Here is a 26,835-nt window from a genome sequence, read left to right as displayed (position 1 = left end):
GTTTATTATTGCTTTAGAGATAAAAATGGATGATAGCCAGTGGCTGTCATCCATTTTTTATGGCCTAAACACTTTCAATGGGCACAAGTAGCTGCGACTGAAGTTAGTGGTTTAAGTATCTTACCGCCATTTCAGTTCTTGATTTAGCATTGGCTTTACGTAATAAGTTTTTCACGTGAACTTTTACCGTGCCTTCACTGATATGTAAATCTTCAGCGACCACGCGGTTGCTTTTACCTTCGGCAAGCTCTTTGAGAATTTGCAATTCACGTGGGGTTAACGAGGCTATCCAAGTTTCATCATTATCAGCATTTTTCAGCTCATAAATGTATTCTTCGACCTCATCACTAATAACGCGATGGCCAAGCATGGCTTTTTTAAGCTGCTCTAATAATAAATCTGGCTCAGTATCTTTAAGTAAATAGCCGTCAGCGCCAGCGCGTAATAGCCGCACCACATCTTGTTTAGCATCAGACACGGTCAAGATCACAATACGAGCAGTGACTCCTTCTTGACGCATAGCATTTAAGGTATCTAAGCCTGACATGCCTTTCATATTAAGGTCGAGCAAAATAATATCAGGTTCGTCTTCACCTATTGCGGTTAATGCATCTAACCCCGTTCCGGCTTCACCAAATAGTTTAAAATCGCTATCTGAGGTTATTAACTGACAGATGCCACGCCGAAGTAGAGGGTGGTCATCAACTACGAGTACAGAATAAGGTTTACCCATTTAAAGGCTCCTGCTGGGGTGGAAATACGAGGGAAACAGTTGTGCCGCCCTGCGGATTATTGTCAAACTTTACCGTGCCGTGCAATTTAGTTGCACGCTCATGCATGATGCCGATGCCAAAATGTTGATCCCGCTCTTTTAAGTGAGAGACACCAATGCCGTCATCTTTTATGTTGATTTGTATCATACCAGAGTCTGCTAAAAAACAATCAATAACTATTTTATTTGGCTTGGCATGTTTTATGGCATTAATGGTTGCTTCACGCATTAAATGTAGCACATGAATATGCTGGCTTGAGGCAAATAGGTGCTGCGAAAGGCTATATTTAAGCTCAATGTTAATGCCAGATTGCTTACGTAACTCACTAATCATGACTTCAATGGCTTGGTTTAAATTAGGCTCTTTAATGGTTAAGCGGAAGGTGGATAATAGTTCTCGTAATTGACCGTATGCTACGCTAACACCTTCATTAATATCAGCTAATTGTGATACTACTTTCTCAGTTTTATGTGCTGGTTGAATTTGTTTTCCTAATAAACTCACCTGAATTTTTAAATATGATAATAGCTGACCTAGAGAGTCGTGTAGCTCTCTGGCAATCACGGCGCGCTCTTCCATTAAAGCTAATTGCTGGCGCTCTTCGGTGGCATTATGGATCACAATAGAGCGGGTTAGCATCATAGCGAAATTGACAAATAACATGTTATTGATCGGCTTTAGAGAAATAACTTCCAGATAACCTAAGGTTTTATTTTCCAGTTTAAGGTCAAACTTAACAGGGATTAGTTTGCTTTCTTTATTTAGGATATGTTCAGGTGATGGCCAGCCTGTATCAGCCTCAATGGTATCGATTGAATGGTCATCATGTTCGATAACAAGGCGTAAAAAATCAAGACTTTCAAATTGCTGCAGCTGGTTTAATGCTAAGCCCAATGCTTTGTAATCCAGTCTGTCAGCATGAAGCATAATTAAGTTGTCATATAAAAAACTCAACTCATTATTGGCGCGAGTTAAGGCAGTGGTTTTTTCATTTACTTGGCCTTCTAAGTCTTGATATAGCCTATCAAGCTCGGCGGCGGTCTTTTTGAAAGCGACCCCTAATGAGTGCAGCTCTATATAGTCTGTGGCTGGCACCTCAACGTTAAATTTTCCTTTAGATATTGAATTGGCCACATCCATTAATTGCAGTATCGGTTGCACCATCTTTTTGCGGGTATAGCGGGTCGCAAAACTTGCCACTATTAGCATTAAAAATAAACCGATTATTTGGCTTATAACTAATGCTCTGAGCTTAAATGCCGCAAACCGCTCCATTTCTAGAACCAGTAAATCAATAGTATCAACAAAGTCTTTTAGGGCAGCGGTATAGAGTGGTTTTTCATTATTTTCAATGAAATAACGCATTTGTTGCCATTTATCAATGACCAATAAATATTGGTCTGAAAGTTCTTTCGGGCTATACCAAGCATTGGAGCGCTGTAGTGCTTCAGAGTCTAGGGTTTCTTCAAACTGATTTATTTTTTCATTCAATAACTGTGGTTCTCGCTCTAAAAATAACCTTAAGCGGTAACTTTGCATTCTTAATGAACCAGAGGCATTAATGGCTCGGGCATCGCCAATACTAAATGAAAGATTAATAATTGAGTACACAGCTAGGCTGGAAGAAATAAATATTAGTACTAACATTAGTCTTAATATTGTTGATGTGAGACTGCCTCGCTGCGCCATGAGTTACCCAACTTAAGTATATTATTGAACACAAAGTACTCAATTTTTTCATTGAGAGCCTTGTCATTATGTTAACAGAATAGCAAATATGTGACATACAACATATTAACACTTTGATCTAGCGCAAGCTTATTGCTTAATACTCATTAAGGGGTATTCTTAATTGAACCTTAAATGTATAAGTTTGCCAATAGAGATGTCGTGATTATTCAAATATAAAATGTAACACGGAGATGAACGGTGATGAAGATGAAAGGAAAGATTGTTGCACTAAGTGCATTATTAGCAAGCAGTTTTATGATGACTAGTGCAATGGCTAGTGATAAAACAGAACCTAGAAATGAAGTATATAAAGATAAGTACAAGCTTCAATATGAAACTTGGCATGCTACCTCAGAAAGTGATGAAATTGTTGATGTGTTAGCTCAAGATCCAAACCTTGTTGTGTTATGGGCAGGTTACGGCTTTGCTAAGGATTACAATAAAGCACGTGGTCACCATTATACCGTGACTGACTTACGTAATACATTACGTACTGGCGCACCAACAGGACCTGATGACGGCCCAATGCCTATGGCATGTTGGAGCTGTAAAAGCCCTGATGTACCTCGCATGATCGAAGAGCAAGGCGAAGACGGTTACTTCAAAGGTAAATGGGCTAAAGGCGGTCCTGAAATCGTTAACAGTCTTGGCTGTGGCGATTGTCATGAAAAAGGTTCACCAAAACTACGTATTTCTCGTCCATATGTTGATCGCGCTCTAGTAGCAATTGATAAGCCATTTGATAAAGCTTCTCGTAAAGACAAGCAATCTATGGTTTGTGGTCAATGTCACGTTGAGTACTACTTCGAGAAAACAGCAGACCGTAAAGGTTTCGTAAAATTCCCTTGGGATAACGGTACAACAGTTGAAGAAATGGAAGTGTACTACGATGCCATCAACTTCTCTGATTGGACTCATGCTGTGTCTAAAACCCCGATGCTCAAAGCACAACATCCAGGTTATGAAACTTGGCAGTTAGGTATGCACGGTAAGAACAACGTAAGTTGTACTGACTGTCACATGCCACGTGTTGCTAAAGCAAATGGTAAAGGTAAGTTTACCGATCATAAAGTGGGTAACCCATTTGATCGTTTCGAAGAAACTTGTGCAACTTGTCATAAAGGCAAGACTAAAGAGTTCATGATGGAAGTAACACATGCTAATCAAAAAAGTGTTACAGAAATCAAGCTAAGAGCTGAAACTCAACTTGTACACGCTCACTTCGAAGCGGGTGCTGCATGGGACGCTGGTGCAACTGAAGCTGAAATGAAGCCTATCCTAATGGATATCCGTCACAGCCAGTGGCGTTGGGACTTTGCAACTGCATCTCACGGTGTTGCTGCACATGCTCCAGCTGAAGCATTACGTATTTTAGGTGGCGCTGTTGATAAAGCCGCTGATGCACGTATCAAGCTGGCTCAATTACTTGCTGCTAAAGGCGTTAAAATGCCTATCGCTATCCCTGATATCTCTACTAAAGAGAAAGCACAGGAAGCACTTGGCATGGATATGGACAAAATGAATGCTGATAAGCAAAGATTCTTAAAAGAACTTGCGCCTAAGTGGGATGCTGAAGCTGAAAAGCGCGAAGCGACTTACTAATTAGCACTATTACTTAGCACTAGAACTTAGCACTAGAGCTTAGGTCATTATGTCTTGTAAAAGCCCTCTTTTGAGGGCTTTTTTATTGGGGTAAATTTATGCTTTAATTAAGGTTTACAGGCTTAACAATTGAAGGTTTATATGGATGATAAATCAACTGAGCAGGCAGCTATGCTCACGGGTGGTTGTTTGTGCGGCGCAATTCGCTATCAAGTCAGTGCTGCGCCGTTTGATGCAGATTATTGCCATTGTGTGCAGTGTCAAAAGTCATCAGGTGCGGTGTTTCAAGCTTGGATGGACTTTAAGTTAGCACAGGTGAGTTGGCTAGCAGGCGCGGTGACTGAATATGCCTCTTCTGACAATGTACTAAGGGGCTTTTGCGCTCAGTGTGGCTGTACTATGAGTTATCGAGACCGCCGCTATCCTGATTATTACACTTTAACCATCGCATCCCTTGATAAGCCAAGTTCAGTGAAACCCAATTACCACATTTATACTCAAAATCAGGTTAGCTGGCTTAATATTGTCGACGATTGTCAGCGTTATCAATATGAAAGAAGCAGTTGATTGATTTTGATCGACTTCAGCTGCTGTTCATTGTTGCTTCAAATACAGCTAATTTTCGCTTCAAATACAGTTAATCAGGCTCTAACTGCCTAAGCTCCCATGTGGGCAGTTTTTGCTGTAGGTCTGCGCTGATTTTGTCGGCATCACCGCGCAGCACTACGATAGGCGTAGTTAGGCTCAAGGTGTTGGCCTGTTGCAATAATTGCATCGGAGTCAGTTGTTGAAGTTGCTTCATCCCTTGGCTAAATTCAGCCGTGGTTTGGCCGCTTAATAATTGACGGATGTAGAGGCTTTCTTTACCAAATGGGCTATCAAGGCTAAGTTGCTGCTTACCTTGTAAGTAGGTCACAGTGGCATTGATTTCGTTTTGTGAGGCGGTTTGCTCAGTGATAAGACTTAAATGATCCAGCATCCCTTTTATAAAAGCGCTTGAGTTTTCTAATGCGGTGCTGCCATAAAAATACATATATTGACTCAATGGCGCATTGACGCAGCGGCCATAAACCCCATAGCTTAAGCCGCGCACTTCACGTAAATCATAAAATAACCGCCCTGAATAACCTCTACCTAATAGCGCGGCAATCATCTGACAAGTATTGGCATCTTGCACTGTCGCATCAGCTGTAGCTGTGACGAGTCCAATTCTGACTTGGGTCTGCACAGTGTCTGGCGCATCAATGATATAAAGGATTTTATCCTTTGCAGTGCTGGTTTCAACTGTGCTTGAATTTATAGTGCTTGCTTTAGCACTTGCTTTAGCACTTGCTTTAGCACTTGTTTGAGCGCTTGAATCGAAAGCTGAATGACTTGAATCTGGCTTTTCTGTTAATAGCCAACTCGGCAGCGATGTGACGTGCTGAGCTATTTGAGTCTTTGAGCTATTCGTTTTTAAGCTATTCGTTTTTACGGTATTTACTTTTAAGGTCTGCGCTTTTGTATTGGTTAATTGCGGGCTAAATTGTGGCGCAAACAAGTGCCACTGCAGCTGTTGTCGCAGCTCAGTGTGCAATGCAGATAAGCTGGAATGGGTTAACTCATCAATCACAGCGTTATTATTGATGTTTTGGTTGTAAGGGTGTTGGCTGCCCAGTAATTGCTTTCTAAAGGCGAGATCTATTTCGCTACCAGTGAAAGCGCCTATGTGCTTATTCAATTTAAGATTGCGTTTGATAGTGGCAATATTGACCTCATTCACCGCTTGGTTATCCCAAAACTGCCACAGTAGTTCCGATTTAAGCTTTGTGGTTGCCATACAATTAATACTGATGCCGATACTGTGCAGGCTGGCCCTAAAGCGCATGCTGTCATAACAGGCTGCTTGCACGGCGGTTAGCACTTGAGTATTGGCCATGTGTTTTTGCCGTTGTTTGAAGGCTGCGATAATAATATCGGGGTTAGCAATGGCAGTCTGAGTTGATATGCCGACTAAGTATAGCTGATGTCCTTGCTGGGCAAAGGAGTCAGCAGTTAATGACCATTGATGTAAAAAACTATTTGTAGTCAATGACATGGTTTGCGGCGAGACTATTGCGCTTAATGGCAATTGTACTTTTTCACTACCGAATACCGGCAAATCGTTATAATTTGCTAAATTGGGCGGCTGTGCAGGGGTGAAACTAATAGGTGCATGCTGACAAGCCTGTTGTGAGCAGATAAAGACAGCTAAGCCGATTATTTTTGCCCAGAGAATTGAATGCGACTTTTTCATAATGCCCACTCTTCTAAAGATTCAGCCATCCCTTGGGGTAACCATTCAAGTAAGGTTTTGCCCCAGCGAATGTACCAAGGCGGCAGTAAATCAAGGCGAACTTGTTTGCCGATAAAGTATTGCTGGGTGACAGTTTTAATATCATCGCTAGTGACTTGGTTTATGCGCTGCCATGGCTGAGTGAGCGGCAAGAATTTATCGCGACTGGCGGTATTTGATAAATGAATAGCCAATTGTTGACTATCAGTAAAGTTAATTAGCGTGTCATTAAGGGCAATACTTTTAAGTTGGCACAATACATTGGGCTCAATACCTTGGCTGGCGACTTGCTTAAGGATAGTACTGACTAGTTGATTAAGTTCATCTAATGAGGTGTTGGCTCTGGGGACCAATACCAGATTAGTGACGCCGTGATTGTCCATGGTTAATGGCACTGAATAACTGAGCATATGGGGCGGGTTGGCAAGGCTTGCTTTGGTTAATGCATTGGCGATATTTTGAAAAAGATAGCTTTGCAGTAATGAAATTGCCTCAAAATCGCGATCTTGTCTGCCTACCATATGCCAAGCCAGCAATAATGCAGGCCATGGGCCGCGAGTATCGATGATTTCAGCGTGGATAGCGTTAGTCTTTGTACCTAGATCGATTTTGCTAAATTTATCTTGCGGATGAGTGGGAGCTTGCCAGTGGCCAAAGTACTTTGTTAGCCAGTCAGCACTTCGGTCATTGAGTTGGCCAACCAAGGATATTTGCATGGCATCTGGGCGGTAATAGCGCTGATGAAATGCCATGAGTTCAGCGGCACTGGCGCCTTGAACATCTTGCTTACTGCCAATGATGGCATGACCATATTGGCTGCCTTTGACTTGCGATAATAGAAACTCCATTGCCTTTCGAATGTAGGGGTGGTTATCAATGCTGGTGGCCATTTCTTCTAACACCGCGCCTTGCTGATTTTTGACCGTGGTTTCTGACAGTTGCGGTTGAATAAATCTGTCGGACTCTAAAAACAGGCTCTGCTCTAAGGCTTGAGCTGGAATAGTGACATAATAATTGGTGTAGTCGAAGTGGGTACTGGCGTTAAAACGTGCTCCAAGGGCGCTCATTTGTTGTGGGTAGCTTTCATCGGGGGCATTTTTACTGCCTTTAAACAGTAAATGCTCAAATAAATGCGCATAACCCGTTTGCCCTGTTTGCTCATTACGGGAGCCCACATTAAATTGCGAGGCAATGGCCACTGTATTGAGACTGGGTAAATTCACTTGGCGAATAATCAAACCATTATCCAGTTCACTGAGGGCGATCTGCTGTTCAAGTATTTGAAGCTTAGTTATGCCATCAGTGAGGTCACACTGCTGGGCTATTGATCTTGATTCGGTCAATGACGCTGATGTAGATGTAGATGTAGATGTAGATAGTGATGTAGATAGTGATGTGGGGGAACTGGCAATAGCTGGGCTGATGAAGCCACTCAAGGTTATTGATAGCAAGGTTACTGATAGTAAAGCAGAAATGGCAGTGATGGCTTTCAATCTATTACCCAGTGTATAAAGTGAACCCTTGATTTAGGTTACTGAGTATTGATAAAGAGCTCAAGCACTTATCAATGAAATATTCATATGGTAAGTGCTTGAATATAGGTGTTTAACAAAATGACTTATTGTTATTCGCTGCTGGCTATTGAGCGGCTATTCTGAATCGACAGGGTTAACCATGTCTTGGTTTTTTGCCTGTTGCATGCTGTTAATTCGAGTAGGTATACCGGTGCGCTGCTCTAGTAAGCGCTTTAGTACAAATGAGTCAGTGTCAGCATTAGCTACAACAGCAGTAATTTTTTTATTTAAGGTCAATGGAAGTGGCTCAGATGAATCAAATTGCTCTTGGGTCTCAGACAATGGCTGATGTACTTCTAAATAACGATTACCATCGGGCTCAACCGTGGCTTTAATCGGTTGATTAACAAATTGCACTCGGGTGCCAACTGGCACTGTGTTAAATAGATGCTCAATATCATCTTCACGTAACCTGACGCAGCCTTGACTGACGCGCAGGCCAATACCGAAAGAGGCATTCGTGCCATGTATCGCAAATAAATTACCTACATATAAGGCAAACAACCCCATTGGGTTATCTGGACCTGCTGGCCACACATCGGGAAGGGTCTCGCCTCTGGCTGCATAAATTTCGCGGGTACGCTTAGTGGGAGTCCAGGTTGGGTTAGCCCGCTTACGGTAAACCTGAGTCACCCAATTTTCAGGGGTGTCACGGCCTACTTGACCAATACCAATTGGGAGTACTTCAACAATATTGGTGCCTTTTTTATAGTGATATAGGCGCATTTCAGCACTGTTAATCACGATGCCTTTACGCGGTGCATCCGGTAGGATCAACTGATGGGGGATCACTAAGGTGCTACCTGGTTTAGGTAAGTATGGGTCAACGCCTGGGTTGGCTTCAAGCATATTGCTCAGTCCGAGTTGGAACTGATCTGCAATGGCTTCTAGGGTTAATTTACCTTCAGGTACAACATAATATTGATTTTCACCAATTAAACGACTGTCTTTAGCGGGTAAAGCATATTCTACCGCCACCACTTGGACGCTAAACAGCATGGTAGAAACAACAATCAATTTGGCGCAAAAAGACTTAATCATAAGGTGGATGTTTTCCTATGTGAGTGATGATCACAATGGCTTTGGTGAGTGTTATCAGTGCTCCTGCAGAATAAATCTCAACATCTGATGAAAACTTAAACTAAAGTTTCGCTATTTTATCACTGGATACTTGATCATTTTTGCGCTTATTTCAAGCTATGGTCGTTATCCAGTGATATTTTACAGTTAATATTAACTCTGCTGGCTATTTGTATAAAGAGGGGGTTTCTTTGGTTGGCCGAGTTTTAAAGCGGCGATGTAGCCACATATATTGATTACGGTTACGATCAATTAATTGTTCAATGATCTTATTGCCACGAATAGCATCTTCGAGCTCATTTTCACCGGGGAAGTTATCAAGCGGCGCTAAAATTTCCATATTGTAACCCGTGTCATCATCATTACGTTCGACAAAAAAGGGTAATACTTTGGCGCGGCCTAATTTCGCTAAGGTGGTAGCGCCAGTAATAGTCGCTGCATCGGGTACGGCATATAGCGGGATAAATACTGCACTTGAGCGACCAAAATCTTGGTCGGCGGTATACCAGATCACATCTGGGTTTCTTAAACTTTTTACCATCTTACGTAAATCACGTTTTGGTACTAAGCCTTTATTCGAGCGCAGGCGGCCTTTGACTTGTAAGTATTCCATCACGGGATTGTTGTGAGGGCGGTAAACGCCTATCCCCGGTTGGAACTGGCCAAACATTCTCGCGCCCATTTCTAACGGTAAGCAATGCACTGCAAACAGTATGACGCCTTGACCATTATCTAGGGTATTGCGCACATGCTCATCGCCTTTAATGGTCATATGCTGCTGCACTTTTTCATCAGACCACCACCAAGCGTTGATGGTATCGAATAGGGCTTTACCGGTTTCTTCGAAGTTTCTCTTAAGCAGTGCCTCGCGTTCTTGTGCTGGCATATAAGGAAAACACAGCTGAAAATTGCGCTCTGCAGTATGTCTGCGACTCGCAGCAAGTTTTAAAACCAAACGGCCTAAACCCTTGCCAAGTGTCATTTGCCAGCGAAGCGGTAATAGCTGGGTCAGCTTCATAAGAGCAACACCAAACCATAATGGCCAATGCTTTGGGTGCAATAAATGCGAGGAAAATTGTGCTTTATCTACCACGAGGAACTCATCCAAAAATCAAAATTAGTTGCTATTCTAACTTAATTTTAGAGCAAAATTAGGTACAATCACGGTTTAATATCAGCAAAAGAATAAGTTTACTATGAAGGTATCTCTTCCTGCATTCGAAAAAGCCCGTGTTTTAGTGGTCGGCGATGTCATGCTTGACCGTAATTGGGTTGGCCCTACTGGTCGAATCTCACCAGAAGCGCCAGTACCTGTAGTTAACATCAATCAAATAGAAGACCGTCCCGGCGGCGCTGCTAACGTGGCATTAAATATTGCTGCCCTTGGCGGTCAAGTTGAGCTTGCTGGTATTGTCGGTAATGACGAAAATGCTAAAGCGTTAACCCTTGGTGTTCAAGCCCAAGGGGTTGAACCTCGCTGGTTAACCGTTGCTGATAAACCAACGATTACCAAATTAAGAGTGTTTTCTCGCAATCAACAACTTATCCGCTTAGATTTTGAAGAAAAATACCCTAAAGCTGATAGCGAAAGTTTATTAAATAGCAGTGAAGCGCTGTTAGATAACGTCGATGTATTGGTGTTATCTGACTATGCCAAAGGTGCGATTGACTCGCCAATCGACTTTATTGCTAAAGCCCGCGCTAAAGGCGTAAAGGTGCTGGTAGATCCTAAAGGCAGTGATTTTTCACGCTATCGCGGTGCGACGTTAATCACCCCTAATATGAGCGAGTTTGAAGCGGTTGTGGGCCCAGTAACCAGTGAAGCTGACTTAATCGAAAAAGCCAAAAAGCTGATTAAAGATAACGATTTTACTGCTATTTTGGTGACCCGCTCTGAAAAAGGCATGACGCTGATTAGTCATGATGATGCTGAACTGCATATCCCAACAGTTGCCCGTGAAGTCTATGACGTGACAGGTGCTGGAGATACGGTTATTTCAGCATTAGCAAGTTCGCTGGCAGCGGGTAGCTCGTTAGCACAGGCTTGTTCTATCGCTAATATTGCTGCAGGCGTGGTGGTGGCTAAGTTAGGTACCGCAACAGTAACCCGAATTGAACTCATTGGGGCCTTAGCTTTAAATCAAGGCGAGTCAGGCTTTGGCGTGGTGACTGAAGATCAATTAGCTTACGCCATTGAGCAAGCGCGTCTTCGCGGCGAAAAGGTAGTCATGACCAATGGCTGTTTTGATATTTTACATGCAGGCCACGTAAGCTATCTGCAGCAAGCAAAAGAATTGGGCCATCGTTTAATTGTTGCCGTTAATGATGATGCTTCAGTGAAGCGTTTAAAAGGTGATGGTCGCCCAGTGAATCAAGTTGATCGCCGTATGGCTGTTTTAGCGGGATTAGCGTCAGTTGATTGGGTTATTCCTTTCAGTGAAGATACTCCGCAGCGCGTTATTAGCCGTTTATTACCAGATTTGTTGGTTAAAGGTGGTGACTATAAAGTCGAACAAGTGGCAGGCGGTAAAGAAGTGATAGCAGCTGGTGGTAGTGTCGAAATTCTTGGGTTTGAAGACGGCGTCTCTACCACGGCAATTATTGAAAATATCATGGCTAACAAGTAGTGAATATGCGGGCACTGTACTTAATGGCCAGTGCTGTTTTAAAGAGTGCCGTTTTAATCCGTGCTATTTTAATCCGTGCTATTTTAGACAGTGCCGTTTTAAAGAGAGCATTTCTAATCAGTACCCTAGTGATCAGTCAGTCATTGCTGGCTGATACTCACTTGCCTTTTCAGATAAAAATCGCACTCGCCCCCACCATCTCCCCCACCATCTCCCCCACCATCTCCCCCTATTATTCAAGCTCATTTAGTTGGATACCTATTAGTAACAAGCAGGCAATTGTGTGCGATGAAAGTCGTTACCCGAGTTGCTTGAATGCGTTACCTATTGAAGTCGTGAGCCAATTACCGAAAGACACGCAAATCAGCTCTCATTTAGGGGGTAAAACCGCAATGGTGTTAGCGGTTAATCACCATGATATCGCCGGCATTATTATTGTCAGCGCTAAGCAGCCCCTTACCCAAACGATAACCTCAATCAATGGGCATACCTATCAGTTAGCGCTGTTAGAACAATTTAAATTAACTCTATGGCATGAGGTGGGGCATTTAGAGAATATTGCCTTGATCGGCGATGTACTTCCCAGTACGCTTTCTGCCTATCAGCATGAATGGTTGGCGGACATGTATTTAGTGTGGCGTATTGCCCAAACGCACCCCGATTTGAATTTAGCTTGGCAGCAGTTTCATCGCCGTAATATGGATTTGATTAACAATAGACATAATATGAGCCATTGGAGCTCACCGCAGTTACACTGGTTATTGAGCCAATATCAATTTAAAGACATACAAGGCTTTGACCACTACAGTGAGTTTATTGCCACAATATTTCCGCAGCTAGCGCTATTTGATGACACTGAAATTGCTGAAATCTCCAGCCTAGTGCAACGCACATTTGGCCGAGGTGCAACGCTGGCGCTACCTAAATATATATTTTGGCGACAACAACGACTTATTGAGGTTATTTCCCCGACATTAGTCATGTTAATGGGCGAGGATAAGGCCCATAAGTGGTTGGTTGAGCAATTCTCTGAGGCGGCGCAATTAGTCAACAAAGAGGCTGGGCACAATAAGTTATAACTCTGATTAGTACTGTAACCTCGAGCTTAAACGTTATAAAAAAGCGACTAATTAAGTCGCTTTTTTATGTACTAACAATCTGTTTTTTTTATGGCAATGTTTTTAAGTTAAAAATGCCACTGCAGATAAACCGAGTTGTAATTGCTGCCACCTTTGATGCGGCCAAAAGCTGAGCTGGTTTCAAAAATCCCTGATCTATGATGAATACTATAACCTAGCCATGCGTTTTTCATTGGGGCGTGGTTGAACACATCTCCCAAGTTAACATCAAATGAAAAGTCTAAGTAATTTAATAGTTTTGAGGGTCGATAATCTTTTTCGTCAAGTTCGCTGCCTTCAATGTAGGTGACATCAGAGACATAAGATAACCCTTCAGCAACCCCGATCCGAAAACGCCAGCCTAAATCTATGGTGTAAAAGGCTTTAACTGCAAGTACACCTTCAGCTAAGTTATCTTGTACTTCAGAGTCATGATGCCAAACAGCACCTGTTGTTAAGTATAAATCAATGGGTAAGTTGAATAAGCTATTACTGAGTGGGATACCATAGAAAAGGGAGGTCATTTGATTGTTGTAACGATCGCCTTTGGCATTCCCGGTTAAAATGTCATTCAAGCTTGAAGGCGTTGCCCAGCCGTGTGCGACTCTTAAAAATTCGCCACTTTCTTTAGGGACTGGATTGGTATTGGGCCTTTTATTATCAGGGAAAAAGCCAAAGCCTAATAAGGACTCAAATTGATATTGATTTTCAATGGTGGGCAAGTGATAAATATCATCTTCAAGGCGGGTTACCCCAAAGTTACCCAATAGGTATAAATTACTGGCAAGGTGATAGCGAGCATTAACCCCTGCTGAAAAAGCCAATCCAGCACAGGGATCGGCTAGCTCTAAGCCATAGTAATGTTCATTGAAATCGTTGCTTTTCCATTGGAATTCGGCATAAGGATTTAATTGCCAATCACCGCCTTGCCAGTGGTATTGAGTACGAGTGTAACCATACATGCGCTTGTTACCATCACTCATGATGGCAACATCAGCTTCTAGGCCGTCTTTTTGAAAGCGGTATTGAAAACCAAAATCAAAGGCGTCAGATTGGGTTTGATTTTGATATTCTTTAGGGATGTCAACGAACCGAAAACGACTATAAACATTGACTTGATGTTCATCATTTTTCCATAAATGAACCCCGCCCTCTAAGCCATTTAAATAAAAATAATCATTTTCAAATTCAATCAATGGCATGACGTCATAGACATCATCATTTTCAGTGGCATAAGGAATATCAGCTTTACGCACACCAATGCCAACTCCCCAGGTTGATGGGAAGTATTCTACATCTGCATGAGACTCAGCTTTGCTTGGTGGATTAACCGTTTTGGTTTGGTCATTGTCAGCGATGACAGAAAAAGAGCATGTGCTTAAGCAAACAAATGCGGTAAGTAAAGAGGACGTTTTAGGCATAGAGGTTTTACCATTAATCTTTATCAACAATAATTTTTATTACCTAGCAGGATAAGAGGTGGTAAAAAGCTAAGTAAACACTAATTTTTATATTATTTTCAGGATTATAGCATGTAGATATTGGTGAATGTGACAGCGAAAAATTTTAACAGCATTTTTTTAACGCGACATTGCTAGCCTAACTGGTGCATTTTTATTTTGACTGATTGCTGCCAAAAAGAATAGTTATGCTTACCCGATTGCTTTACACCGTACATGGCATTATCTGCTTGCTCGCAAACGTGGGTGAATTGGTCTCGTTGATTAAAACGACTAATACCAATGCTTAACCCCAGTGATAGCGGTTTATCATCTATTGTTTGTAACTGTTTAAAGTGATTGATTAATGCTTCGGCGAACATACTGATAGTCGCGAAGTCTGCAATAGCGGTAATTATCACAAATTCATCGCCACCCAGTCGGGCTATGCTGACCTTGTGTTTAGAAATTAACTTTTGGCAATAATGATTTAGGGTATTGCTTATCTCTACTAACACCAAATCCCCAAAATGATGACCATACCTGTCGTTAACCCCTTTAAAGTTATCGACATCGATAAATAGTAATGTTCCTGATTGGAAATTGGTATTTTTCTGTATCTGCTGGAATGCTGTTTCAATCGCAGTACGGTTTAACAAGTCGGTGAGAGGGTCTTGGTGGGCAAGGCGAGCTAAGTCAAGTTCATAGCGCTTTTCTTGGGTTATATCAATATGAGTGCCCATGATCCTTAAGGGTTGACCATCTGGGGTATATTCCACAATACGTCCCCTGTCTGAAACCCAGCTGGTGGTGCCATTTTTATGGATCATCCGATGAACGGCGCGATAAACCTCTTCTTTACCTGTGAGGTGATCTTCAAAAGCTTTGATGACCCAGTCTTTATCTTCAGGATGTAAATGGCTTTTCCAGCTAGAAATATTTGCCGCTCGCTCTTCGAGGGTATAACCCAGCAATGCGCCCCATTCTTGATTGAAAATGGTCAGATCGCCAGAAGGGATATGTTGCTCCCACAGACACAAGCCTGTGCCATCGAGTGTTGCTGAGAGCTTCTCTTCACACAGCTTTAGTTTCTGCTTAAGTAAATCATTCTCTTGGGTGAGTTGATTTAACTGAGCTGTGAGCTGTTGAATTTGTGAAGCCAATGGGTCCATCTGAGAAAATCATCCTTGTGTTAAAACGAGCTAAAGCTTGAAAAGCAATCGGTATATCCTTTGTACATTTTACTCATAAATTCGTCAAGAATGAGAATGTATGATTATTGATAACTTATTCTCCCAATGATAGAAATGAAGCGCTTATTAATAAAAAGGCCGCTAAGCGGCCTTTTTAGGGGGTATATCTAACATGTTGAAAATTAATCAGCTTCTTTTAAGCTTTGCGTCAGCTCAACAATGCCTTTTTTACCATCACCGAATAACATAAGTGCATTATCCATGGCAAATAATGGGTTAGGTAAACCTGCAAACCCTGGGCTTAATGAACGCTTAATTACCACCACGGTGCGGGCTTTATCGACGTTTAGAATTGGCATACCATAGATGGGGCTACCTTTATCTTCACGTGCCATTGGGTTGGTGACATCATTGGCACCAATGACAATCGCGACATCCGTTTGCGCAAATTGTGGATTAATCTCATCCATTTCAACTAACTGTTCATAAGGCACTTCAGCTTCTGCAAGTAGCACGTTCATGTGGCCAGGCATACGGCCAGCAACAGGGTGAATCGCGTACTTCACATCGACTCCACGCTCTTGTAAAACGTTAGCGAGCTCACGTACTGCATGCTGTGCTTGCGCCATGGCTAAACCGTAACCTGGGACAATAACCACACGTTCAGCGGTTTCTAGCATCATGGCAATTTCATCTGGCGAAGTTGATTTTACTTTACCTGCGTAAATTTCATCTGCATCGACTTTCTCGCCGCCTTCAGCCATCACACCGAATAAGACGTTAAATAATGAACGGTTCATGGCTTTACACATGATTTGTGTGAGGATAATTCCTGATGCACCAACCAGTGAACCTGAGATAATCAATACCGTATTACCTGTAATGAAACCAGTCGTTGCCGCGGCGATACCAGAATAGGAGTTCAGTAGTGCAATAACAACCGGCATATCAGCGCCGCCAATTGGCACCACTAATAACACACCCAAGACCACTGCCACAGCCACTAAAGCATACATTAAGCTGACGTTAGCAGGGTTAATGACTAGCGCAATGGCTAAGCCAAACGCAGTGATCAGCAGCAGCGCGTTAAGGATTTTATTACCTGGGACTTTGATTGGGTTACCTGAAATAAGCTCTTGCAGCTTAGCAAAAGCCACAAATGAACCTGAAAGGGTAACTGCACCAATAATAATGGTCGCTCCGATAGAAATTAACGCCACCATGCTAGTAGCTGCAGTCGGGTCAAGGAAACTTGCCGCAGCAATGGCCAGTGAAGCACCACCACCAAAACCATTCAACAGTGCAACCATTTGCGGCATGTCGGTGACTTTAATTTTAGTCGCCATCACTGCACCAATGGTGCCACCTAATAGTACGCCGGCAATGATCCACTCATAGCTAAGAATGCTTTGGTCAAATAGGGTTACCACCACAGCAATAAACATACCCATGGCTGATAATTGGTTGCCACGAACCGCTGTTTTAGGTTTTGTCAGTCCTTTAATACCAAGAATAAACAGGACTGCGGCAACAAGGTAAGCCAAATAAATAATTGTTGTCATTGAGTCTATTTCCTCTTGAACATAGCTAGCATACGATTGGTGACCATGTAACCACCGACCACATTGATGGTAGCCAGCACTACGGCGATAAAGCCAAGTACATTCACTATCATGCCACCGCCAGAACCTGCTGACAGTAGGGCGCCTACCAGTGAAATACCTGAAATAGCATTCGAACCAGACATTAATGGCGTGTGCAGTGTCGGTGGCACTTTAGTGATCAGCTCAACACCTAAAAATACTGCGACGACAAAAAGCGTCAGTAATAATAGTAAGGTCATATCCATTATGCTTTTTCCTCTACACTGGTGTCAGCTTCAGGCGTTGCTAAAGGCGCAAGACCCAATAAATCTCTTAGTCGAGCACTGGTGACTTCTTTGCCATGGGCAACAACAGTGTCTCTGACGATTTCGTCTTCAAAATCAAGAACCAGTTCACCCTCTTTACTGACGATTAAGTTCAGTAAGTTCTCGACATTTTTACCATACATTTGGCTGGCATGATTCGCTGCAGTGCTAGGTACGTTAGATGGCCCTAAGATCATCACGCCGTTGTGCATAATAACTTCATCAACGCGGGTTAATTCACAGTTACCACCTGATTCAGCCGCTAAATCAACAATGATGGTGCCGTTTTTCATGCCATCAACCATTTCTTTAGTGATAAGCACAGGGGCTTTACGGCCTGGAATGGCTGCAGTGGTAATCACAATATCTTGTTGTGCTAACACATTCGCCATCGCTTGTTGTTGACGCTTTAAAAAGTCATCACTTTGCTCGGTGGCATAACCGCCTTTGGTTTCAGTGTTTTCGGCTTCAATATCAAGCTCAACCGGTTTTGCACCAACAGAAATAATCTGCTCGCGCGCCGCAGGGCGAATATCATAGGCTTCGACAACGGCGCCGAGACGCTTAGCTGTGGCGCAGGCCTGAAGTCCCGCAACACCCACACCCATAATAAAGGCGCGAGTGGGTTTTAATGTCCCAGCAGCTGTCATCATCATTGGGAATAAACGCGGCGCTTTATGGGCGGCGAGTAACACAGCTTTATAGCCTGAAATCGTTGCCATTGATGACAACACATCCATACTTTGGGCACGGGTAATACGTGGAATAAGTTCTAAGGCAATCGCGCTGGCACCCGTGACAGCAATTGCTTGGGCATTTTGCGGGTTAATCAGCGGGTCCATCATGCCAATCAGCAGTTGCTGAGGCTTGATTAGCGCTTTAATTTCATCGAATTGCTCACCCTTACAGTTCACCACGGTAATGATGTCAGCTTCATTCAGTAGCGCTGCTCGTGATGAAGCAATAGTGGCGCCTACCTTGACATAATCGTCGTCGGTAAAGCCTGCGTTTTGTCCAGCGCCTGATTCTACGATCACTTGTAGCTGTTTTTTTAATAATGCGGTCACATTGGCAGGGATTAACGCAACGCGTAACTCACCTGGGTGACTCTCTTTCGGTAGACCTAATTTCAAAAGGACAACCTCTTAGTTAGTGTAAATAGGGAAGGGTCGGGTCGTGTGAGTATTTAATACAACTTTGTTTTAAATACTCATTTTTTCTAAGTGCCTTTTTATGGTGCACATTTTTTAGGTGCTTCATTCTGGCAATTATTAGGTTTGAAACAAGTAAATAATGCGCTAAATCACATTTTTACCGAGTTCAGACCCAAAAGTTTGCACTAGACCACACTTTTGTAGCTTAAAAATGCAGCTTTGCATATTCCTTAATGGAATAAAGAATCAACTTTTAGTCTTTTTTGGTTTTAAAGAATCGGAGTAATCTGATGATATTAAACTGTTATAGGGCTCTCCAATGTTGTTAAAAGAACTTTCTTCATTCGCATCGCCATTGTCTCAAGGACAAGTCGACAAGCTAAAACAGCTCACTTCTGAATTATCTGCGGTGCAATTAGCTTGGGTTAGTGGCTATTTGGCTGCATCTTCAAATCAAGGGCAAACAGCAAGTGCGCCAGAGGCTAGTGCAGCGCAAACTGTGACAATTTTATTTGGTAGTCAAACGGGTAATGGTCAAGGTATCGCTAAAGAGTTAGCTGCAAAGGCATCCGCTAAAGGCTTTACGGTTAATTTAAGCTCGATGGCTGATTACAATGTGCGTCAGTTAAAGCAAGAAACCATTTTAATCGCGGTGGTGAGTACCCACGGTGAGGGTGAAGCGCCAGATGATGCTATTGAATTACATAAGTTCCTTGCTTCAAAAAGAGCGCCTAAGTTAGATCAACTTAACTTTTCAATTTTGGCCTTGGGTGACTCAAGCTATGAGTTTTATTGTCAAACCGGTAAAGACTTCAGCGAACGCTTATCTGCTTTAGGTGCAACAGAGTTATTGCCGTTAGTTGAGTGTGATGTTGATTACGAAGAAGCTTCAGAGCAATGGCTTGAGTCGGTAATAACAGCGGTTGAGCCATTAGTTGAAACTAGCAGTGCCAGCGTGGTGTCAATTGATAGCGCCAAAGCGGCGGGTGAAAGCGAATTTACCAAGCAAAATCCTTATGAAGCAGAAGTGTTATTAAGTCAAAAGCTTACTGGTCGTGATTCTGATCGTGATGTTCGCCACGTGGAAATCGATTTAGGCGAATCTGGTATCAGTTATCAAGTGGGTGACGCCTTAGGTATTTGGTTTACCAATAACGAGGCTTTAGTCACTGAAGTGATTAGCGGTTTAGGATTAGACCCGTCAACTGAAGTTGTGGTCAGTAAAAATACCTTATCGCTACAACAAGCATTAACAGATAAAAAAGAGCTAACCCAACTTTACCCGGGTCTTGTGACGGCATGGGCAGAGCTTGCGGGGAATGCAGAGCTTAGCGCGATTGCTGCAGATAAAGAGCAAACTCGCCAGTTTGTATTAGGTCATCAATTAGCTGATTTAATCAGTTTGTATCCAGTAAAAATCGATGCCGCAACCTTAGTAAGTTTATTACGCCCATTAACACCGCGTTTATATTCAATTGCCTCTAGCCAAGCGGAAGTGGAAAACGAAGTGCATTTAACCGTGGCACTGGTTGAAGATGAGCGTGCGGGTCAAGCGCGTTTTGGCGGCGCTTCGCACTTCTTAGCATCTGCAGAAGAAGGTCAGCAAGTTAAGGTTTACGTTGAACCGAATAAGCATTTTCGTTTGCCAGAAAATAGCGACACTCCAGTTATTATGGTTGGCCCTGGCACTGGTGTGGCGCCTTTTAGAGCCTTCATGCAACAACGTGCAGCAGACGGCGTTAACAGCGATAGCTGGTTATTTTTCGGTAATCCGCATTTTGAGCAAGACTTTTTATACCAAGTTGAGTGGCAACAGTACCTAAAAGCGGGTGATTTATCGCGCCTCGATGTGGCTTTCTCACGTGATCAACAACATAAAATTTATGTGCAACACCGGATTGCAGAGCAAGGTGAAGCGATTTGGGCATGGCTACAAAATGGCGCGCATTTTTATATCTGTGGCGATGCAGAGCGCATGGCAAAAGATGTCCATCAAGCCTTACTAGATGTCGCAGTTAAGTATGGTGGTTTAGATGCGCAGGGCGCTGAGGATTACCTTGAAGGGTTGCGCAGTGCGAAACGTTATCAAAAAGACGTTTACTAAATGAATACCGCATGAGTTCGAAATAAGCATAACGAAAATAATATACACGCTGGTGATTTGATATCACCAGCGTCATAAAAGCATCGATAGAGGCCACAGGATGAGTGAGCAAAAGTTAGCAGTAAATGAATATTTAAAAACCGACAGTGATTACCTGCGCGGCACCATTAAAGAAGGCTTAGACACCCAAGTTACCGGTTCGTTTAGTGATGGCGATCAGCAGTTGATCAAATTCCACGGCTTTTATCAGCAAGACGATCGTGATTTACGTAATGAGCGTAAAGAACAAAAACTAGAGCCTTTATACAGTTTCATGTTACGAGCCCGTGTACCAGGTGGTATTTGTAGGCCTGAGCAATGGTTGGATGTGGATAAAATCTCATCAACGCTAACGACATCAAACAGTATTCGTTTAACCACCCGTCAAACCTTTCAATATCACGGCATTCCAAAGCGTAATTTAAAAACGCTGATCCAAGGCCTTGATAGAGCGGCGTTAGATTCTATTGCGGCCTGTGGTGACGTTAACCGTAACGTAATGTGTAACCCAAACCCTGTTGAATCTAAGTTACATCAACAGGCTTATGCAGTGGCTAAAGAGTTGTCAGATCATTTATTGCCTCATACTCACGCCTATGCTGAAATTTGGTTAGATAAAGAAAAGCTGCTTGATACTGAAACTAACGAACCTGTGTACGGTAAAACCTACTTGCCACGTAAATTTAAAATGGCTGTAGCAGTACCCCCAGACAATGATGTTGATGTTTATACCAATGACTTAGGTTTTATTGCCATCGCTGAAGCGGGTGAGTTAGTCGGATTTAATTTAGTTGCTGGTGGCGGTATGGGCTCAACTCATGGTGAAGTGGAAACCTTCCCACGTCTAGCGGATGATTTTGGCTTTATTAAAACTGACGATGTGATTAAATTCGCTGAAGCTGTTATGACAGTTCAGCGTGACTGGGGTAACCGTGTCAATCGTAAGCGTTCACGTTTGAAGTACACCATTGTCGATCATGGCGTTGCAGAATTTAAAGCAGAAGTTGAAAAGCGTGCAGGGGTGAGTTTTGAACCTAAACGTGAGGTAGTGATTGGCGATCGCGGCGACCGTTATGGTTGGGTTCAAGGCTTAGATAACAACTGGCATTTAACCTTGTTCATTGAAAGTGGTCGTATTAAAGATGAGCCAGGTCAGACGCTGCAAACAGGCTTAAGAGAAATCGCCAAAATCCATAAAGGTGATTTTAGAATGACCTCTAACCAGAACATGATTATTGCTGGGGTTGCAGAAGAAGATAAAGCTGCGATTGAAGATTTAGCCCGTAAGCATGGCTTTTTTGGCAAGGTTATCAGTCAAACCCGCGGCCATTCAATTGCCTGCGTGGCGCTGCCTACCTGTCCATTAGCCATGGCCGAAGCGGAGCGATATTTCCCAGAGTTTATTGACCATATTGATGCGCTGCAAGCTAAGCATGGTATTAGCGAGCAAGCCATTGTGGTGAGAATGACAGGTTGCCCTAATGGCTGTGCGAGACCGTTCGCAGCCGAAATTGGTTTAGTAGGTAAAGCGCCGGGACGTTATAACTTGTATTTAGGTGCAAGCTTTGAAGGCACACGCCTTAATAAAATGTACAAAGAGAATATTCAAGAAGCTGAAATTTTAACTGAGTTAGACAGATTATTCGGCTTGTATGTACTTGAGCGTGATGCAGGTGAAACCTTCGGTAACTTTACAGTTCGCTTTGGCATAATTAAAGCCGTGAACGATGCCGCTGTAGATTTTCATGGCTAACGGGTTAGCAACAGAGGTCATTACGATGATTAATCACAATGAGTTGCAAGCACTATTATCAGCTCCCAAGTCTGAGCAAAAAATAGTGCTAGAAAAAGTGAATCGCTTTTTAGCCGATTTAACCGCGCAAGAGCGAGTCACTTGGGGATTAGCTTTTTTGCCTGGCGAACATGCTTTATCGTCAAGTTTTGGTATTCAAGCTGCCGTTATGCTGCATATGGTAAGCCAAGCGCAGACAGATATTCCGGTTATTTTAACTGACACCGGATACTTGTTTGCTGAAACCTATCAATTTATTGATGAGCTAACCCAAAGACTGGATTTAAACCTACAGGTATTTCGCGCACAGCAGTCATCAGCATGGCAAGAGGCGCGTTACGGTAAGCTTTGGGAACAAGATCTCGAAGGCTTAGAAAAGTATAATCGCATCAATAAAGTGGAACCAATGCAACGTGCTTTGGCTGAGTTGAATGTAGGGACTTGGTTTGCCGGGCTACGTCGCTCGCAAGCCAGTACCCGTGAAGCGCTGCCCATTTTAGCTATCCATGGTGATAAATATAAGCTACTGCCCATCATTGATTGGAGTAACAAAGATGTCCATGAGTACCTCACTGAGCATCAATTACCTTATCATCCACTTTGGGAGCAAGGGTACGTGTCTGTGGGTGATACTCACTCAAGCAAGCCGCTTGAGCTTGGCATGAGCGAAGAAGAAACCCGTTTTAATGGCTTGAAGCGTGAATGTGGATTACATTACGAAATTTAGCCAATTGCAGGTTAGTCATTTGGTTATAAAAAATATCAGTCCAATGAGGCTGATATTTTTTTGAGTTTAATATTTTTGGGATTCAATAAAAGTGTCAATAGGGATGTTGAACGCAACATATGGGTCGCTAAGGTTAATATTTACTGCTAATGCGAGCGCTTATTATTAATAGCTAACATTGCTTTCGACCAAAGTATTAAAACCAATGACTGATATTTACCTCTGTTGCTTTATATCGTGATATTTAGCCAAAAACAATTAGGCATTTGTTAATTCTATAGTCTAAATTTAGAAGTTCCCGTAGATGGTTTTGTCGACACTTTAGGCATGTTTTTGCACGCCACGTACCTCCAAAGCCTCGCTCGTAAAACGAGTGTGTAGTGATTGGCTTGCTAGCGTAAGCATAATCCATTTGGTTATCTCGGTTAGCCATCATTGGCTAGCCGAGAAACCAACCTTTCATCGATATCGCTATCTTCATGGTTTATTTATCCTATCTTTTTGGTACCTGCTTAACCTTTTATTAGACTTTTAAACCTTATAAACAATTGCTTAACTCGGTTATTGCTTATCAAACCCCAAGCCACTTTTATCGAGGCATTATTTTATTTGCAAATTAAAAGTGTGCTAAGTTATCGCTATGCTTGATCAAATTGAGTTATCGGCATTAACTAAGCATTTACTCTCAAGGAAGAGTGACTTGTTATTACTTACATGTGAATTATGGAGCACAAATAAATGAAAAAACTGGCTATCGCAGTTGCCATTGCCGCTGCTGGTGCAGGCGCATACATGCTATCGAACAACGATGGTGTCACCACAACTGATAACGACATGCTCGCGTATATCCCTGCAGATACCTTACTTTTTTCAGGACAACTCACCCCGTTTCCGTTAGAAGATTATTTGTATTCAATGCCTATGGGGCAAAACGGTGCTGCCCAACTAGAGCAAATTGAGCAGGCTGGCCCATATTCAAGTGCCCAAGAGGGATTTTTTGTCAGTTTATATAAAAGTTATTTAACTAGCCTTGAAGACCCTGAACTGTTTTTAACAACCTTTGGTTTGCCTGCCAAGATTGAGTCATATACCTACACGCTAGGGGCGTTGCCTGTTTTTAAGGTGCAAGTCACTGATGAACAGGCTATTTGGAAAGTATTGGACAAAGCGTCAGAAGAAAGCGGTTTAGCCCACACCACGGCAACCATTGAAGGCCTTGAGTATCGTGCTTATTCACTTATTGATGACGATGAATCGATTGATTTAGTTGTTGCCCAGCAAGATGGCTGGTTAACAGTAACCTTAAATACCTCCTTCAATAAACCAGAATTATTAGCAACGGCGCTGGGATTATCCAAAGTTGATAATCCAATTAGTGACAGTGGCATTGTTGAAGATATCATTAAGACTCATGGTTTTTTAAACGACAGTATAAGCTTTATAAACCATGTGGAATTAGTGAAAGGATTAACCTCAACTGATGGCAATATGCTGGCTAAACAGTTATCTAAATTAGGCGAGTTAGATGGCACTGGCAGTGATCCTTTTGCAGAGTTTAAAACGGCTGAGTGTCAAACAGAGCTTGATGCTATCGCTGCAAATTGGCCGCGCACGGTTATGGGCTTAAAAGCATTTAATGTTAGCCGTAAACAAGCGCAGTTTGATGCCCAAATGGTGGTTGAATCTAACAACCAAGTGATATTAGGTGCATTTAATAAAATGCGTGGTTTTATTCCTAGTTTCACTAATAGCCTAACTGACAATGCCATGTCCATAGCACTGGGGCTTGATGCGGCGCAATTAGCACCAGCATTAACTGAAATTTGGCAAGATTTACAAACGCCCAGTTATCAGTGTGAAGCACTAGCGCAAATGCAATATGAAATCAGCGGCCAAAATCCGGCAATGCTTGGCATGATGACAGGCATGGCCAATGGGGTTAAGGGCATGAGTGCCACCATAGTCGACTTTTCGTTAACTGACGAAAATGGTGAGCCTGGCTTTAAGCACCTAGATGCACTGATTAGCTTATCGGCTGAAAACCCAGAAATGCTATTAAACATGATTAAGCCATTTGTGCCTCAGTTAGCCCAAGTTCAACTGGAGACTAATGGTGATCCCATCGATGTGTCTTCATTGCTAATGCTGCCACCTTCAATGGGGGTAAGCGCTCAAATGGCCATTAAAGATCAACACATTGTTATTTACAGTGGCGATAAAGGTGAAGACTTAGCTAATAAACTGGCAAAAGAACCACTGGTCGCCAATGGCTTAGCGAATATGTCGATTGATTATCAAAAAGTGCTGAAACCGGTATTTTCACTCATTGAAGAAAGCGGTGAGCAAGTGCCAGAAGAACTAGAAATGCTCAAAGATTATGACATGCGCATGCAGGTCAACTTGGATATTACCGATAAAGGTATTTCAATCTCTACTCGCGGTGATAGTAAAGCTTACTAAGTTGCTAACAAGCTAGTCGGGTATTGAAAACAAAAAAGGTGAACTGTATATAACTGCAGCTTCACCTTTTTTATTGTTGTTTTTATGGTTGTTTTTATTGTTTGTGATGGCCTATTTTAAAGAATATCACCAATCGAAACCCCGATCCCAATGCGCTGATTATGATGATTATAGTCAATCATACTTTCGCCATAGCCATTAAAGTACTGGGTATATAAGCGTAAATTGCCTAATATCGGATAGCTCCAAGTAAACTCAATGGAGCCTTTATTTGGGTGTTGTAAATTATTGCGCCCCATTAAGGTAAACATATGCTCATCAAGGCCATAGACGGCTGTTAACTCAAAGTTGCCCATATAGTCTTCAATATCGGGGTTGTCATCACCCTCAGGCGAGCTGGGTGTTGCTTTTTCATCTTCAGGGATCCGCCACCACGCCTTTAGACCTAATGCAAAAGGGCCTCTATCAAATACCATGGTGCCGTAAATTCGATTCCAACTGCGTGAAAGTGAACCAGATTGACCATTAGATTGATGCACAGCCCCTACACCCCAAAACGAATTTGTTAACCCTGCCACTTGCCAGTCATTATTGAATAGCATGAACATTTCCGGTTCATGATTAGTTTCTCTAAAAGGGGAGGAAATTTCTTTATTATAGACTTGCCAGTAAGACTGGTTGGTATAGGCGAAATAGAGGTGGCCATTGTCGCCAAAAACGTTATACCACAGCGGGAATTTAAAGCTTATCTGAAACTTAGCCTCAGCGTTATCGATGACTTCTTCATTGTCGTCATTGGTTGTAAAGTTTGTATATGGGTCAGTGTTAGGGTTGTCATTATAGGTGTATGGCAAAATGTAATTAACTTTATGGGGGGTAATGACAAAGCGCTCCTCTGAAGTTTTAAGCTCGTCTTTTACTCTTTCATCAACGAGTGAGTCTTCAGCTAAAGCCACTTGGCTTACTCCTAAACCAATGGCTGCGCTAAACCATAATCGGATCCATGTTGGTTTCATTAAAAGCTCCCTTTAATTATATTTTTCTAGACTAACACTATGGTTAAAAATGAAAAGTACTGATGATTTGAGCTTGGGCTTTGTATGGTAACTGTGCAGCTAGTTTACCAAGGTTTTTAAATGCCACTTAATAGGTCTCATATAACTAAATGGAATAAAAGCTAAGTATTATCTATTATATAT

At 42.5% G+C, this 26,835-nt stretch carries 21 protein-coding genes; 9 read left to right on the top strand and 12 right to left on the bottom strand.

Annotation, left to right across the window (positions count from 1 at the left end):
- Nucleotides 1-103: 103 nt before the first annotated feature.
- Nucleotides 104-733: a response regulator gene (locus BCU91_RS17260; RefSeq protein ID WP_102438422.1), complete on the bottom strand. Its 630-nt coding sequence runs from the start codon at nucleotides 731-733 to the stop codon at nucleotides 104-106.
- Nucleotides 726-2,462: a nitrate/nitrite two-component system sensor histidine kinase NarQ gene (gene narQ, locus BCU91_RS17255; protein WP_102532004.1), complete on the bottom strand. Its 1,737-nt coding sequence runs from the start codon at nucleotides 2,460-2,462 to the stop codon at nucleotides 726-728. Before narQ ends, BCU91_RS17260 begins: the two co-directional genes overlap by 8 nt.
- A gap of 249 nt (nucleotides 2,463-2,711) precedes the next feature.
- On the opposite strand from narQ, the gene nrfA reads away from it, so the two are divergent.
- Both nrfA and BCU91_RS17245 read left to right on the top strand, forming a co-directional pair.
- Complete coding sequence (nrfA, locus tag BCU91_RS17250) at nucleotides 2,712-4,106, top strand: ammonia-forming nitrite reductase cytochrome c552 subunit (protein WP_198590494.1); 1,395 nt, start codon at nucleotides 2,712-2,714, stop codon at nucleotides 4,104-4,106.
- Between the two features lie 141 nt (nucleotides 4,107-4,247).
- Complete coding sequence (locus BCU91_RS17245) at nucleotides 4,248-4,673, top strand: GFA family protein (RefSeq protein WP_102532002.1); 426 nt, start codon at nucleotides 4,248-4,250, stop codon at nucleotides 4,671-4,673.
- Between the two features lie 70 nt (nucleotides 4,674-4,743).
- On the opposite strand, the gene BCU91_RS17240 is transcribed toward BCU91_RS17245, so the two are convergent.
- Both BCU91_RS17240 and BCU91_RS17235 read right to left on the bottom strand, forming a co-directional pair.
- Nucleotides 4,744-6,381: an insulinase family protein gene (locus BCU91_RS17240; protein ID WP_102532001.1), complete on the bottom strand. Its 1,638-nt coding sequence runs from the start codon at nucleotides 6,379-6,381 to the stop codon at nucleotides 4,744-4,746.
- Nucleotides 6,378-7,658: a pitrilysin family protein gene (locus BCU91_RS17235; RefSeq protein ID WP_133126618.1), complete on the bottom strand. Its 1,281-nt coding sequence runs from the start codon at nucleotides 7,656-7,658 to the stop codon at nucleotides 6,378-6,380. The genes BCU91_RS17240 and BCU91_RS17235 overlap by 4 nt, the downstream gene beginning before the upstream one ends.
- 55 nt (nucleotides 7,659-7,713) lie before the next feature.
- Here BCU91_RS17235 and BCU91_RS20200 point away from each other — a divergent pair, with 55 nt between their 5' ends.
- Nucleotides 7,714-7,932, top strand: a complete 219-nt coding sequence (locus tag BCU91_RS20200) for a hypothetical protein (RefSeq protein ID WP_133126617.1) — start codon at nucleotides 7,714-7,716, stop codon at nucleotides 7,930-7,932.
- Nucleotides 7,933-8,069: 137 nt separating this feature from the next.
- Here BCU91_RS20200 and BCU91_RS17230 read toward each other — a convergent pair whose 3' ends face one another.
- Both BCU91_RS17230 and BCU91_RS17225 read right to left on the bottom strand, forming a co-directional pair.
- On the bottom strand, nucleotides 8,070-9,035 hold the full coding sequence (locus BCU91_RS17230) for a L,D-transpeptidase family protein (protein ID WP_102438432.1): 966 nt from the start codon (nucleotides 9,033-9,035) through the stop codon (nucleotides 8,070-8,072).
- Between the two features lie 205 nt (nucleotides 9,036-9,240).
- Nucleotides 9,241-10,167 carry an LpxL/LpxP family Kdo(2)-lipid IV(A) lauroyl/palmitoleoyl acyltransferase gene (locus tag BCU91_RS17225; protein ID WP_102438434.1) on the bottom strand — a complete coding sequence of 309 codons (927 nt, stop codon included), beginning with the start codon at nucleotides 10,165-10,167 and terminating at the stop codon, nucleotides 9,241-9,243.
- Nucleotides 10,168-10,270: 103 nt separating this feature from the next.
- Between BCU91_RS17225 and hldE the strand changes: the two genes are divergently transcribed.
- Both hldE and BCU91_RS17215 read left to right on the top strand, forming a co-directional pair.
- Nucleotides 10,271-11,701 carry a bifunctional D-glycero-beta-D-manno-heptose-7-phosphate kinase/D-glycero-beta-D-manno-heptose 1-phosphate adenylyltransferase HldE gene (hldE, locus tag BCU91_RS17220; protein WP_102531999.1) on the top strand — a complete coding sequence of 477 codons (1,431 nt, stop codon included), beginning with the start codon at nucleotides 10,271-10,273 and terminating at the stop codon, nucleotides 11,699-11,701.
- Nucleotides 11,702-11,706: 5 nt separating this feature from the next.
- Nucleotides 11,707-12,780 carry a hypothetical protein gene (locus BCU91_RS17215; RefSeq protein WP_133126616.1) on the top strand — a complete coding sequence of 358 codons (1,074 nt, stop codon included), beginning with the start codon at nucleotides 11,707-11,709 and terminating at the stop codon, nucleotides 12,778-12,780.
- A gap of 107 nt (nucleotides 12,781-12,887) precedes the next feature.
- Here BCU91_RS17215 and BCU91_RS17210 read toward each other — a convergent pair whose 3' ends face one another.
- The 5 genes from BCU91_RS17210 to BCU91_RS17190 form a co-directional block, all read right to left on the bottom strand.
- Nucleotides 12,888-14,240: a MipA/OmpV family protein gene (locus BCU91_RS17210; protein ID WP_102531997.1), complete on the bottom strand. Its 1,353-nt coding sequence runs from the start codon at nucleotides 14,238-14,240 to the stop codon at nucleotides 12,888-12,890.
- Nucleotides 14,241-14,413: 173 nt separating this feature from the next.
- Nucleotides 14,414-15,430: a sensor domain-containing diguanylate cyclase gene (locus tag BCU91_RS17205; RefSeq protein WP_102531996.1), complete on the bottom strand. Its 1,017-nt coding sequence runs from the start codon at nucleotides 15,428-15,430 to the stop codon at nucleotides 14,414-14,416.
- Between the two features lie 203 nt (nucleotides 15,431-15,633).
- The gene (locus BCU91_RS17200) at nucleotides 15,634-17,013 is read right to left on the bottom strand and encodes an NAD(P)(+) transhydrogenase (Re/Si-specific) subunit beta (protein WP_076540751.1); all 1,380 of its coding nucleotides are present in this window, start codon (nucleotides 17,011-17,013) and stop codon (nucleotides 15,634-15,636) included.
- A gap of 5 nt (nucleotides 17,014-17,018) precedes the next feature.
- Entirely contained in the window at nucleotides 17,019-17,294 is a 276-nt protein-coding gene (locus BCU91_RS17195; RefSeq protein ID WP_102438475.1) for an NAD(P) transhydrogenase subunit alpha, read from the bottom strand.
- 5 nt (nucleotides 17,295-17,299) lie between these two features.
- Nucleotides 17,300-18,493, bottom strand: coding sequence for a Re/Si-specific NAD(P)(+) transhydrogenase subunit alpha (locus BCU91_RS17190; RefSeq protein WP_102531995.1), 1,194 nt, complete (start codon nucleotides 18,491-18,493; stop codon nucleotides 17,300-17,302).
- 340 nt (nucleotides 18,494-18,833) lie between these two features.
- Here BCU91_RS17190 and BCU91_RS17185 point away from each other — a divergent pair, with 340 nt between their 5' ends.
- The 4 genes from BCU91_RS17185 to BCU91_RS17170 all read left to right on the top strand — a co-directional run bounded on the left by BCU91_RS17185 (nucleotide 18,834) and on the right by BCU91_RS17170 (nucleotide 25,636).
- On the top strand, nucleotides 18,834-20,618 hold the full coding sequence (locus BCU91_RS17185) for an assimilatory sulfite reductase (NADPH) flavoprotein subunit (RefSeq protein ID WP_102438443.1): 1,785 nt from the start codon (nucleotides 18,834-18,836) through the stop codon (nucleotides 20,616-20,618).
- Between the two features lie 100 nt (nucleotides 20,619-20,718).
- Nucleotides 20,719-22,410, top strand: a complete 1,692-nt coding sequence (cysI, locus tag BCU91_RS17180) for an assimilatory sulfite reductase (NADPH) hemoprotein subunit (protein ID WP_102531994.1) — start codon at nucleotides 20,719-20,721, stop codon at nucleotides 22,408-22,410.
- Entirely contained in the window at nucleotides 22,403-23,176 is a 774-nt protein-coding gene (locus BCU91_RS17175; protein ID WP_102531993.1) for a phosphoadenylyl-sulfate reductase, read from the top strand. The genes cysI and BCU91_RS17175 overlap by 8 nt, the downstream gene beginning before the upstream one ends.
- 738 nt (nucleotides 23,177-23,914) lie before the next feature.
- A complete protein-coding gene (locus BCU91_RS17170) occupies nucleotides 23,915-25,636 on the top strand; it encodes a hypothetical protein (protein ID WP_102438449.1) in 1,722 nt (573 codons plus the stop codon).
- Between the two features lie 116 nt (nucleotides 25,637-25,752).
- On the opposite strand, the gene BCU91_RS17165 is transcribed toward BCU91_RS17170, so the two are convergent.
- Entirely contained in the window at nucleotides 25,753-26,652 is a 900-nt protein-coding gene (locus BCU91_RS17165; protein WP_102438451.1) for a phospholipase A, read from the bottom strand.
- Nucleotides 26,653-26,835: the final 183 nt, after the last annotated feature.

Source organism: Shewanella sp. 10N.286.52.B9 (assembly GCF_002873635.1).
GTDB lineage: Bacteria > Pseudomonadota > Gammaproteobacteria > Enterobacterales > Shewanellaceae > Shewanella.
Note: the sequence above shows the minus strand (reverse complement) of the source record. Positions and strands in the feature narration are given on the sequence as shown.